11 protein-coding genes are annotated in these 12,602 nt (G+C 66.8%); 2 read left to right on the top strand and 9 right to left on the bottom strand.

Features of this window, described 5'->3' with window-relative positions; translation table 11 throughout:
- Window positions 1–152: 152 nt before the first annotated feature.
- From FOZ70_RS10480 to FOZ70_RS10440, 9 genes are all read right to left on the bottom strand, one after another.
- On the bottom strand, window positions 153–1,712 hold the full coding sequence (locus tag FOZ70_RS10480) for a methyl-accepting chemotaxis protein (RefSeq protein ID WP_111999559.1): 1,560 nt from the start codon (window positions 1,710–1,712) through the stop codon (window positions 153–155).
- Window positions 1,713–2,447: 735 nt separating this feature from the next.
- On the bottom strand, window positions 2,448–4,448 hold the full coding sequence (locus tag FOZ70_RS10475; protein WP_059653971.1) for a family 2A encapsulin nanocompartment cargo protein cysteine desulfurase: 2,001 nt from the start codon (window positions 4,446–4,448) through the stop codon (window positions 2,448–2,450).
- The gene (locus FOZ70_RS10470) at window positions 4,423–5,355 is read right to left on the bottom strand and encodes a family 2A encapsulin nanocompartment shell protein (protein WP_021156739.1); all 933 of its coding nucleotides are present in this window, start codon (window positions 5,353–5,355) and stop codon (window positions 4,423–4,425) included. Before FOZ70_RS10470 ends, FOZ70_RS10475 begins: the two co-directional genes overlap by 26 nt.
- A 138-nt stretch (window positions 5,356–5,493) precedes the next feature.
- Window positions 5,494–5,715, bottom strand: a complete 222-nt coding sequence (locus FOZ70_RS10465) for a helix-turn-helix transcriptional regulator (protein ID WP_021156738.1) — start codon at window positions 5,713–5,715, stop codon at window positions 5,494–5,496.
- Window positions 5,716–5,723: 8 nt separating this feature from the next.
- The gene (gene epsC / locus FOZ70_RS10460; RefSeq protein ID WP_059653974.1) at window positions 5,724–6,662 is read right to left on the bottom strand and encodes a serine O-acetyltransferase EpsC; all 939 of its coding nucleotides are present in this window, start codon (window positions 6,660–6,662) and stop codon (window positions 5,724–5,726) included.
- A gap of 28 nt (window positions 6,663–6,690) precedes the next feature.
- Window positions 6,691–7,161 carry a rhodanese-like domain-containing protein gene (locus FOZ70_RS10455; RefSeq protein WP_021156736.1) on the bottom strand — a complete coding sequence of 157 codons (471 nt, stop codon included), beginning with the start codon at window positions 7,159–7,161 and terminating at the stop codon, window positions 6,691–6,693.
- Between the two features lie 422 nt (window positions 7,162–7,583).
- Window positions 7,584–8,984: an amidase family protein gene (locus FOZ70_RS10450; RefSeq protein WP_219705800.1), complete on the bottom strand. Its 1,401-nt coding sequence runs from the start codon at window positions 8,982–8,984 to the stop codon at window positions 7,584–7,586.
- A gap of 76 nt (window positions 8,985–9,060) precedes the next feature.
- A complete protein-coding gene (locus tag FOZ70_RS10445) occupies window positions 9,061–9,852 on the bottom strand; it encodes an alpha/beta hydrolase (protein WP_219705798.1) in 792 nt (263 codons plus the stop codon).
- 83 nt (window positions 9,853–9,935) lie between these two features.
- Complete coding sequence (locus FOZ70_RS10440; protein ID WP_059817577.1) at window positions 9,936–10,262, bottom strand: DUF4148 domain-containing protein; 327 nt, start codon at window positions 10,260–10,262, stop codon at window positions 9,936–9,938.
- 593 nt (window positions 10,263–10,855) lie between these two features.
- Here FOZ70_RS10440 and FOZ70_RS38030 point away from each other — a divergent pair.
- Window positions 10,856–10,987, top strand: a complete 132-nt coding sequence (locus FOZ70_RS38030) for a hypothetical protein (protein WP_258025592.1) — start codon at window positions 10,856–10,858, stop codon at window positions 10,985–10,987.
- Between the two features lie 134 nt (window positions 10,988–11,121).
- Window positions 11,122–12,465, top strand: coding sequence for a virulence factor (locus FOZ70_RS10435; protein WP_219705797.1), 1,344 nt, complete (start codon window positions 11,122–11,124; stop codon window positions 12,463–12,465).
- Window positions 12,466–12,602 lie beyond the last annotated feature (137 nt).

Here is a 12,602-nt window from a genome sequence, read left to right as displayed (position 1 = left end):
GGGCGAATCACGTGCCGCCCCGATGAATCGCACCGTGCCGAAACGCGGCACCGACAGTTCGATGCCCGGCTGTCGGAGCATGGCCACCGCGCGCGGAGCAGGAACGATCCCGACACGGTGCGTCCTTCGCGACCGGATGCCCCGGCGTCGAATCAGGCGCAGGCGGCATCGATCCGGAATACCGCGATCGTCGCTTCCAGCTGCCCCGCCTGCGCTTTCAGCGCCGCCGCAGCAGCCGATGCCTGCTGCACCAGCGCGGCATTCTGCTGCGTCACCTGATCCATCTGCGCGACGGCCTGATTGACTTGCTCGATGCCTCGCGACTGCTCGTCGGACGCGGCGGTAATCTCGCTCATCAGTACGTCGACCCGTCGCACCGACGCCAGTATTTCCGTCATCGTCCCCGTCGCGCGATCGACCTGCCGTGCGCCGGTGTCGACGCGCCTGAGCGAATCCGTGATCAGTTCCTTGATTTCACGCGATGCCGCGGCACTGCGCTGGGCCAGCGAGCGCACTTCGCCCGCCACGACCGCGAACCCGCGCCCCTGTTCGCCGGCCCGGGCCGCTTCGACCGCGGCGTTCAACGACAGGATGTTGGTCTGGAAAGCGATGCCTTCGATCACCGTGATGATCTCGGCGATCTTGCCTGACGATTCCGACAGCCCCCGCATCGTCCTGACGACCTCTTGCGCGGCCTGATTGCCCTGCTCGGTCAGCAGCGCCGCGTCGCTCACCACCTGGCTGGCCTGCTTCGCGTTCTCGGCGTTCTGGCGAACCGTCGACGTCAGCTGCTCCATGGACGCGGCCGTCTCCTCCAGCGACGCGGCCTGCTCCTCGGTCCGTTGGGATAGATCCATGTTGCCCTCCGCGATCTCCCGAGCGGCAGCGTCGATCGCGTGCGAGCCGTTCTGCACCGCCCGGATCGTCTGGAGCAGTTCGCCCTGCATCGTCTGCAAGCCGGTCAGCAGTTGCCCCATTTCGTCGGTCGAATGAACCTCCACCCGGGTCGTCAGGTCGCCTTCGGCGATGGCGCCGAAATGGCCCAGTGCGTTCGCCAGCGGTGTGCCGATCGCCCGTTGCAGCGACCACCATGTCAGCGTGGCCGCCCCGAGCGCGACCAGGCTCCCGGCAAACGCCATGCCGATGAACCAGTGGAAGCGCGCCTGCGCGGCATCGAATGTCGCCCGCGAAGCCGTGATCTGGAGCTGTCCGAGCGCATCCATGGCGTCGGACGCGTCGATGAACAGCGACGGCGGGATGCGTCGCCAGACTTCCGGAATCTTGGCCGCATCATGGGTGGCGATGACCTCGAACATCGGCTCCAGACCGTTGTCGACCAGCGCCTTGAACTTGCTGCCGGCGTCGGCCGCGCGGCGGGCCTCTTCGGGGCCGGAAAACGGCAGCGCACGATAGGCGTCCCATGCCTTCCTCGATGCGGCCAGCATGTCGCGGGCCACACCGGTTTCCTGCGGAACTTCGTCACTGGCCGGATCGAGCGCGATGCGATACAGCCACAGGCGCGTCCTCGACAGCGCGACATTCGCCTGCCCGAGCGCCTCCGACGAAGCGAGCCGTTCGGAATAGAGCGTCTTCACGTCGTTGTTTCCGATTGCCATGCCGACCACGCCGATGATGCCGCCGACGACCAGCAATACTCCGAGAAAACCCATCGCCAGCGCCAGACGGGTGCGAATGCTGAAATTCTTGATCATGGTCAGGAGAGCGTTGAGCACGCCGCCGGTGCATGCGACGCATGCGCGTGAAACCAGTCGGGTACGGCACGTGCAAGGTCGACTTCCCGATAACGACCAAAGTGACGCCGGGATTAACGCGGAATCCGTAACGGACGTTTCCAGAAGCGGCGAGTTGTGGTCCGCGCGAGTCCGTGATAGCGAGGCGTGCAACGCTTGCACGCCGAATCGTCCGATGAATATCCGGGTGCCCGGGCGCCGGCGGGCGCACGTGTCGCGTGATCGCATGCCGATGCGCCCCTGCGCTCACGTCGGGATGCTTTCGACCGTGCTCGCTGCGTACCGGATTCCACGCATATTGATCTGGATGCCAAACTATTCAGCCGCCCTGCCCGAAGCGCGCCGATAATGCCGCAGCCACCCGGCGAGCAATCGATCCGCAGGACCGCTGCTCGCCAGCGTCCCGCTGCGCAGCCTGGCCGGGCCATGCCCGAACTTCGTGACCACCGCTTCGACCGCGATCGCGCAGCGCAGCGCGGCGGGATGCCAGGCGCAACGCACGGCGCAATGGCGCTCCCGTCGATGCGCCGGTTGCCGATCCGGTGCCAGCGGCCGGGCTATGGAGGATGAAGCGCGACGGATAGATGCTCACGGAACGTCGAGCGGCGCGCCATGCCCGCATCGCCATGCAAATGAGCCCGCTTGCGACAGCCCGTTGCCGGGCGCCACAAGCGGGCTCCTCGCGGACGACATGCGTCAGCGTCGCGTCGCCAGCCTTCTCACGACGCTAACCAGCGCGTCGACTTCGTCGCACGTGTTGTAGAACGCGAGCGACGGCCGCACCGTTGCCTCGAGCCCGAACCGCCGCAGGATCGGCTGCGCGCAGTGATGCCCCGAGCGCACCGCGATGCCCTCTTCGTTCAGCGCCTGCCCGACTTCCTCGGTCTCATAGCCCTTCAGCACGAACGACAGCACGCTCGCCTTGTCGCGCGCGGTGCCGACGAGGCGCACGCCCGGCACCGGTGCGAGCACGCTCGTCGCATACGCGAGCAGGTCGTGCTCGTAGCGCGCGATGTTCTCGATGCCGACCCGGCTCACGTAGTCGAGCGCGGCACCCAGCCCCACCGCATCCGCGATGTTGCCGGTGCCGGCCTCGAACCGGTTCGGCGGCGGCTGGAACACCGTGCGCTCGAACGTCACGTCCGCGATCATGTTGCCGCCGCCCTGCCAGGGCGGCATGTCGTCGAGGATCGCGCGCTTGCCGTACACGACGCCGATCCCGGTCGGCCCGTAGATCTTGTGCCCGGAGAACACGAAGAAATCCGCATCGAGCGCCTGCACGTCCACGCGCATGTGCGAGATCGACTGTGCGCCGTCGACGAGCGCCTTCGCGCCCGCCCGATGCGCAAGCTCGACGATCTCCTTCACCGGCACGACCGTGCCCAGCGCGTTCGACACCTGCGTGACGGACACGATCTTCGTGCGGTCGTTGAGCAGCTTCCGGTATTCGTCGAGCAGCACCTGCCCCGAATCGTCGACCGGAATCACGCGCAGCTTCGCACCCTTGAGCGCGGCAAGCTGCTGCCACGGCACGATGTTCGCGTGATGCTCGAGGTTCGACACGATGATCTCGTCGCCTTCGCCGACGTTCTGCACACCCCACGACTTCGCGATCAGGTTGATCGCCTCGGTCGTGCCGCGCACGAACACGATCTCGTCCGGCGACGAGGCGCCGATGAAGCGCTGCACGGTTTCCCGCGCATGCTCGTAAGCATCCGTCGCGCGGCCGGCCAACGCATGTGCCGCGCGGTGGATGTTCGAGTTCTCGTGCGCGTAGAAGTATGCGAGGCGGTCGATCACGGCCTGCGGCTTGTGCGTCGTCGCCGCATTGTCGAACCAGACGAGCTGCTTGCCGTTCACGCGCTCCTGCAGGATCGGGAAATCGCGGCGAATCGCGTTCACGTCGAACGGCGGGTGCGCGCCGCGATACAACTGACCTTGCGGCTCGGCTGCGTGCGTCTCGTCGATGAAATAACGCGGCACCTCGCTGCCCGATGCGCGCGACGCCGGCACGTCGCGATGCACGGCGAGCAGTTCGCGCAGCGCGTCGTCGCCCGGCAGCCCGAACGCTTCCGGCGACGCGAGGCCGTTCGACGGCACGACGATGTCCTGCGGCGTCCCCTGCCAGCCCTGCAGCGAACCGTCGGTGAAGTAGTACGGCGATGCCTTCGCCGCACCGTCCGGCGCCGGCGCATTCACTTGCGGCACACCGAGCGCCGCGCCGCCGACGCGCGGTTCGAGCGCGGGCGCGATCGACACGGCGTTGTCGGGCAGCCCGTTCTGCGCGGCCGCATGCGGCGCGAGCGCCGGTGCGCGGTTGCCGAGCGACAACACGTGGGTCGGTGCGGACGGCGCGAGGTTCGCGCCGGGCACTTTCCCTTGCGGGAGCGCGAGACCGGGCACGCCGGTGCCCGCGCCGCCCGGCCCCGCGAGCGGCGAGCCGCCCGGAACCGGGTTGCTCACCGACGCAAGGATCGGCGCGGCGGCCGGCAAGGCCGACGGCACGCCGCCGACCGCACCGCTGCCCGCCGACACCCCGGGCGCGGTGGCCTGACCGGGCGGCGTCGAGAAGAACTCGGACGCGAGCCGCGCCAGCGTCGCGGGATCGGGCAAGCCGGCCGGCAACGGCGCGTGCGGCAGCGCGTGCGCGTCGCCGCCGGCCAGGCCGGGATTAACGGTAGGTGTCGGGATAGTCATGGAACTTGGCGATTTCGACGTCATCGAGGACAGCCAGCGCATCCGGCGAATGGACCGCGAGCGAGCAATACAGCGAGATCAGGTACGACGCGATCGCCTGGTTGTTGATCCCCATGAAGCGCACCGACAGGCCCGGCCCCTGCTCGCCCGCGACACCCGGCTGATAGAGGCCGACCACGCCCTGGCGCTTGTCGCCGACGCGCAGCAGCAGGATCTTGGTCTTGCCGTCCGCGACCGGCACCTTGTCCGACGGGATCAGCGGAATGCCGCGCCACGTGAGGAACTGCGAGCCGAACAGGCTGACCGTCGGCGGCGGCACGCCGCGCCGCGTGCATTCGCGGCCGAACGCGGCGATCGCGAGCGGGTGCGTGAGGAAGAACGCCGGTTCCTTCCACACCTTCGTCAGCAGTTCGTCGAGGTCGTCCGGCGTCGGCGCACCCGTCAGCGGGAAGATCCGCTGGTCGTCGGTCACGTTCGCGAGCAGCCCGTAGTCGGGGTTGTTGATCAGCTGGCTTTCCTGCAGCTCCTTGATCGTCTCGATCGTCAGGCGCAGCTGTTCCTTGATCTGGTCATGAGGACTACTGTAAAGATCGGAGATCCGCGTATGCACGTCGAGCACGGTGCTCACCGCGTTCAGGAAATACTCGCGCGGCTGTTCTTCATACGGCACGAAGGTCTGCGGCAGCACGCTTTCGTCCTCGAGCTGCGTGCACGCGGCACGCACGGCTTCCGGGTTCTTCACCTGGTTCAGGCGATAGATGCCCGCTTCGACCGGCACCCATTGCAGCAGATGGGTCAGCCAGCGCGGCGTGATCGTGGAAAGCTGGGGGACGGTCTTGGTAGCGTTCGCTAGTTGGCGGGCGGCGTGATCGCTCAGCGCAGCCGTGCCGCTTGCAACGGTCGACATGTGTGGCTCCGGGTTCTTAAGATGAAAAACGGGATTGCTTATGACGCTGGGTGATTATCGGAAGCACGCACCTGCCGGCTCAACATGCTATAGCCGTCATGCCGCGTGCGACCGAAAGGGAAAGGTGACGAGGCGGCCTCAGGTGACGAACGTGCCCGGCAGCAGCGTCGAGATCGATACGTCGAACGCGCGCGCGATCTTGTCGGCCGTGACGATCGACGCGATCGCCTCGCCTCGCTCGATCTCGCCGACATACGAACGGTTCAGCCCCGCATGCTCGGCCAGTTGTTCCTGCGACCACGTGCGCGCTTCGCGCAGCCTGCGCACGTTGGCGCCGAAGTGATGGATGAGGTCGCTCATCGCGCCTCCTAGGCGACACGCGCCGCCGCGCGCGGCGCGGCGTTCGCTTCGCTGCGCAGCACCGCCTGCGTGACGTTCTCGCCGGCCGCCACGTCCTGCGTGAGCCACACGTTGCCGCCGATCACCGCGCCGCGCCCGATCGTCACGCGGCCGAGGATCGTCGCGCCCGCGTAGATCACCACGTCGTCCTCGACGATCGGATGCCGGGCGAGCCCTTTCTCGAGATGGCCGGCCGCGTCGCGCGGAAAGCGTTTCGCCCCGAGCGTGACGGCCTGGTACACGCGCACGCGCTCGCCGATGATCGCCGTCTCGCCGATCACGACGCCGGTGCCGTGGTCGATGAAGAAGCCCGCGCCGATGCGCGCGCCCGGATGGATGTCGATGCCGGTCTCCGCATGCGCCTGTTCGGCGATGATCCGCGCGAGCAGCGGCAGGCCGAGCCCGTACAGCTCGTGCGCGAGCCGATGGTGGATCATCGCGAGGATGCCCGGATAACACAGCAGCACCTCGTCGACGCTGCCGGCCGCCGGATCGCCGTGGAACGCGGCCAGCACGTCGCTGTCGAGCAGCCGGCGGATCTCGGGCAGGCGCGTGGCGAACGCCTGCACGGCCGTCGACGCGACTTCGTCGACATGATCGACCGGCCCGTCGGCATTGCGCTGCCGCGCCGCGTAGCGCAATTCCAGCTTGACCTGCGTGAGCAGCGCGTTCAGCGCCGCGTCGAGTGCATGGGCCACGTGGAAGTTCTCGCTCTCCTGGCGCAGCTCGGGCGGCCCGAGCCGCATCGGGAACAGCACGCCCTTCAGCGCGCCGATGATCTGCGCGAGCGCTTCGCGCGCCGGCAGGTCGCGCCCGCCCGGTTCGAGCGAGCGCCGCTGCTTCTCGCGCCATGCGCGGCGTACGGTCTGCAGCGATTGAACGATGTCGTCGATGTCGAATGCGGCCATGCTGCGTTCTCCCTGTCTCGGCCGTGAATCAGTCCTGTGCCCACGGCAGGCCGCGAAAGCGCCAGCCGTTGCTGCCGCCGCGATGCTGCCGTTCGTCGAGGTCGCCCTCGAACCCTTCGAGCACGTTGAATACCTGCGTGAAGCCGCCCTTCGTCGCGGCCTCGGCCGCCTGCGCCGAGCGGTTGCCGCTCCGGCACAACAGCAGCACGACGGCCGCCTTGCCCGTCTTCGCTTCCAGTTCGCGCACGAAGCGCGGGTTGCGCGTCAGGCTCGTGCCGGTCGCCCACGGCACGTGCAGCGATTCCGGCACGTGACCGACGAATTTCCGTTCCTCGGCGGTGCGCACATCCACCAGCAGCGCATCGCCGGACGAGAACAGCGCCCACGCGACTTCCGGCGCGACACCGCCCGCATAGGGCGTGCCGGCCGCCGCAGCGGCCGCGCGCGCGTCTTCGAGCGCCTGCTGCGCGGCAGTTCGTTCTTCCAGTTCAACCGTCATGACACTTCCTTGTTTTCGCGGATTCGTATGAACAAAAACACCGGGAATGCGGCCGTTGCAGCTTGCGTGCTGTCTATAGCCGTCAGCGCCACTATGCGAGGGCGGCCGGGGAAGCTGAACCAATAAAAATTCATTTCCTAATCAGCGTTGCGGGGAATGCAATAGCAGACGCGCGCTATCGCCGCGGGCTCGCGGGTGAGCAGAACAGGCGCAAAGGTGGCCGTTCGATGTCGCGCATCGAAGGCATTCGAAAGGAATCGCGGGAGACGATCAACGCGGCGGGTGGCGCGTTGCGATGAAATCCGAAACGGGATGCAGGCGCTGGCGCGCCTGCATGGATGATGCAAGAAGTCCTGCTGTCGGCATGCGTCTGCACGATGCCTGACGGGCATCGCCGACGCATTCGCTTGTGCGTCTGCCGGTCACTGTACCGGGTCGACCGGCGCAACCGGCACGCCGCGCGCTTCGATGTCGCGCCCGGCGAGCAGGCACAGATCCTCGCGATGGAGCGCGGCGACCACCTGCACGCCGACCGGCACGCCATTCTCGAGCGACGTCGTCACGGCAAGCCCCGGCAGCCCCATCGCCGGCAGCGCGCGCAACGTGAGCTGCGCCTCCCACACGCGATCGAATCCGTCCTGCCCCTGCCGGTCGAGATCGTCCGGGAACGGCAGCTCCGACGATACCGGCAGCAACACGACCGCATATTCATCGAGAAACAGCCGCCACTGCCGTGTCAGCGTCGTACGCCGGACGAGCGCGCGGCCGATCACGTCGGCCGGCAGGTCGCGCACCTTGCCGCGCACGGCCTCGACCACCGCCGCCGCACCCGGATCGCCGTTGCCGGCAACCGCGTTCGCCAGTGCATCGAAACCGTCGCCGAGCCAGAGCTGCTCCTGCAACAGCGCGGCCTCACGCATCGGCGGCGTGTCGTCGATCTCGTCGACGGTCCAGCCCGCATCGACCAGCCGTCGCGCGGCATCGCGCAACGCGGCCTCGACTTCGGGCACGACCTGCAAGCCGCCCGGCCGCACGCATAGTGCCGCGCGCTTCGGCACCTCGCGCCCGTCGAACGGCACCGCCACGTGCCACGGGTCGCGTGGGTCGGGCGCGGCGAGCGCACGCAGCGCGAGCGCGAGATCGTCGATCGTGCGTGCGATCGGGCCGGCCGTCGACATCAACTGCGCACCGATCGCCCGCTCGGGCGACGACGCGTTGAACGCCGGCACGCGCCCGAGCGACGGCCGGATTCCGTGCACGCCGCATGCGTAGGCGGGGTAACGCACCGAGCCGCCGATGTCGGTGCCGACGGCAAGCGGGCCGATTCCCGCGGCCACGGCCGCCGCCGCGCCGCCGCTCGATCCGCCCGGCGTCAGCGACGGATGACGCGGATTGCGCGTGTGGCCGTGCACGAGATTCGACGTGAACCAGCGCAGCGCGAACGTCGGCGAATTGGTGCGGCCGAGCAGGATCGCGCCGGCTTTTCTGAGGTTGCCGACCACCGGGCTGTCGGCATGCGCGATCAGGTTCTCCTGCAGGCGCGTGCCGTTGGTCGTCGCGAAACCCGCCTGGTCGACGTTGATCTTCACGGTGACGGGCACGCCCGAGAGCGGCCCCGGATCGTCGCCGCGCGCGATCGCGCGATCGACTTCGTCGGCCTGACGCCGCACGTCGTCGGGCCGGTGTTCGATCACCGCGTTGATCGCCGGATTCACCGCGTCGAGACGATCGAGCACGGCGTCCGCGACTTCGCGCGCGGACACGTCACGATGCCGGACGCGTTTCGCGAGTTCGGTTGCCGGCAGTTGCCACAGTTGCGTCATGACTCCCCCTCGTGAAAAGACATCTCCGTCACTCGCGCCACCGCGCTTTCCTGCGAAAGCGCGGCGCCGCGTTCACTCACTGCGTTTCCTGCTTCGCCCGTTCCGCCGCCGCGATGATCGCGTCGGCCACGGCCTTCGGCTGGCTCAGCATCGACACATGGCTGCCGTTCACGCGCGCGACCGTCGCGCCGATCCGCTTCGCCATCGTTTCCTGCAGCTTCGGATCGATCATCCGGTCCTGCGTCGCGACGACGAACGTCGACGGCTTCACATGCCACGCGGCCTGCGTGACCCTCTCCGAAATGCACCCGCCGTACCACGGCCCCTGGGTCGCCGCGACGATGCGCTGCTGTGCGGGCGGCAGGTCCGGCGCGAAATCCTGCGCGATCGCCTTGTCCGACAACGTGGCGAAGCCGCCCGCGTCCTTGCGCAGTTCGCCGGCCCATGCGGGTGCCGGCAGCCCCTGCGTGACGTCCGCGATCGACTGGCCGTTGTCGGGTGCGAACGCGGCGACGTACACGAGCGACTTCACCTTGTCGTCATTGCCCGCGTCGCTGATCACGACGCCGGCCCACGAATGGCCGACCAGCACGACCGGCCCCTTCTGTTCGTCGATCGCGCGCTTCGTCGCGGCTGCATCGTCGGCGAGCGAGCTCAGCGGATTCTGCACCGACACCACGTGCAGCCCGCGCGCCTCGAGCAGCGGAATCACGCGGTTCCAGCTCGACCCGTCGGCGAATGCGCCGTGCACGAGCACGACGTTCGTGCCCTTCAGGTCGTCCTTCTGCGCAGCCTGCGCCGCGACCGCACCGAACAGTCCGCCGATCACCGCGGCGGACACCAGAACGCGCTTCATCAAACCGGCCATCGTCTTGCTCCTTGCTCTGTTGTGTTGTCTGAATGTGCCGCGGTGGCGGCTGCGCCTGCGCACGAGGCAGGCGCGGCACCGGATCACGAATGCGCGTACAGGTCGTCGTATGCGTTGTGCGTGGCGTGCGCTTGCGCCGCGTCGCGATGGCCGGCACGCGTCGATGCGTCGGCCACGTTGTCGCCTTGCGACTTCGACGGGCCGTTCTGGTCGGAACGCGCGACCTGCAGCGCGGCGGCGACGTCTTCCGGGTAATGCGGTTCGCTACGCGCCGGGTTGTAGCCGGCCTGTTCCAGGCGGACGAGTTCGGCGCGCACGTCGGCACGCGTGAGGCCGTGGCCGGTATCGGCAAACGACAGGGCGGGGACGGCGGCGAGGACCGCAACGGCGAGGATGCGAGCGGCTTTCATGAGGGTTCTCCTTGAAGGAAGTAGGTCGGTCGATCATTCGGCATCCGATCCAGATCGCCTGGCATCGAACGTTTCCTGCATGTCGACAGTAGAACCCGCCCACGTATCCGGCATGTTTCTGAAGCAGGGTTTCAGTGCAATCCGATGTTTCCGGAGCAGCGCTAGATACAGTGCGATACAAACTCGTCGAATTCGCCATGCAGGTACGGACGATAACGACTCAATCACCGGCCGATCAGGACACGGCGCCGAGTACAAGTGCGTCACCCGGCGGCATCGGCGGATGACGAACCCGACCATCTCGACGGATTGAAAAACCGCTCGCTTCTGCCGCGCTTTTCCAGTGACGAAGCAACACGCCTGATTCCTGCCCGGAAACACATTCTGACAATATCCGTTCGTCGCCATCGCCCCTGAGCGCATTTTCACGGCATCCGCATTTCACACACGACGATGGGCGGCGGTGCCGGTCGCGATGCGGCTGCGTCCGGCGTAGCGGCCGTTGCCGCCGGTTCGTCGGTGCGCACCGACGACGGTCGCGGATCGAGAAATGATTCGACGGCAATCCGAGAGAGAAGTACTTCGACTATTTCATGCGCGGCAAACTTGACGATCTACCGATACAGGAATGGGTGCATATGGAAAACGGAGAAGGAAATATGCCCGACGCGATTGTCGATGAACGTGAAGGGGCGTTTTATCTGAAGGTCGGGGGTGCATTTTGAAGGCACTCATCGCTACATGGCAGCGACGTGTCGCTGTTGCCGTTTCGGTATGGCCCATTGCCGCAGTACTCATGGCGTCGCTGGTGACGCACGTCGAACAACCCGATCCAGCCCATCTGGAAATAGGAGAATGGATGAAACGAATCGTTGTCGTGCCCGCCCTGGCTGCGCTCATGGTGTTTCTGTTTATCACGGCCATGACGCGTCCTGCACAAGCCGCGCCTGCCCAGGAGCAAGTAGGGAGTATGGTGCTTGAAGATGCAGCGTCGGCGAAGCCGTTCGTCGCGCAGGTTGTCGGCCTGATCTGGATGAATCCGTTGCAACGGAGGGACTACCCGACCGAATGGCAATTGTTGTGGACGCAGGGGCTCGCCGCGCCAAACAAGAACGACGATATGGTCCGCACCGATCCGAAGTCCTTTACTACGCTGCAATCGGTAGCGGGTATCGCGTACGGCAACGAAGGCGCGGAGACGTTCAAGGGTTTCTATCACAAGTACATGAAGAGGTTCCCTCTGCTGCTTCATTCTCGCTACGCCTCCAATCCAAAATACTTCTACACGGTGAACCCCGACAACAAGAAAGATTGGCGCGAATTGGCAGGCATTCGCGTCGAGCTTGCGATTCCGGATCGACTCGAGGCGGACGAATCGCAGAGCTATTTGCAAAACTCGATTCGAAAGACGTTTTCGATCGGCAATCGGTATTTCCCGACGATGTGGAGCCGCGACACACTGCCCGATGTGCAAATCACGCAAGGCGGCGCAAACGCCGGCTTCGCGGCGCTGAACAAGGCGTTGGACTACCTGCGGGACAACCCCGACAAGACCGTGTGGGTGGTGAACTGGGATGCGCCGAATTTTCCGCCGCTCGACGCGCAGATCAACGAGAACCTCGTCGTGCTGTTTCTCGCCGGCCCGAACTTCGACACGCAGCGCGAACCGCTCGCCTGGATCGGCAAGGCCGCCACCGGCAACACGCGAGCGTTCTCGCCGAAGGTCGGCACGACGCGAACCGTGCAGGCGTGGAAAGCGACCATCGACCAGGCAGCGCGCAATGCCGGCGTCGCAGTCCCGGATCTCGAGTACATCGTGCACGACGCAGGGAAAGGCAGTGACGCGGCCTCGTCACGTCTCGTCGCACTCGCGCAGACCTTGACGGAAACGCTCCCGGAATACGATCCCCGGCAACAGGCCTTCAACACGGCCGCCCTGCTCGGTGACATGGGAACCGGCAGCGCCTTGACCGACGTTGCGCTGGCGATCGGCCGGATCAATCACTTCGGCGGTAACGCATTGGTCGCCGGCACGACCGACCCGGAGCATCCCGTCGCGGTCGTCGTCAGGCCACCGTCGACGCTCACGCCGATCGATCCGGACAAGGACTGGTTCCGCGCGCGTGGCGGGAACAATGCTTACCTGCCGTGGTGGGGTCGCCGGCACGACACCAATTACGGAATGCAGGGCTATTCGTGGTGACGCAGATGGCTCGGAGGCGCGATCCGTGGAACCAGGATCGCGTCGCCGAGTCATTCACGGGAATGGACGCAATACGGGAATCGGCCACGCAGGCGACGCGCCTACGGCGGCCGGGTCGAATCCAGAGCCGGCACGAG

It is taken from the genome of Burkholderia sp. COPS (assembly GCF_019425585.1).
Classification (GTDB): Bacteria; Pseudomonadota; Gammaproteobacteria; order Burkholderiales; family Burkholderiaceae; genus Burkholderia; species Burkholderia cepacia.
Note: the sequence above shows the minus strand (reverse complement) of the source record. Positions and strands in the feature narration are given on the sequence as shown.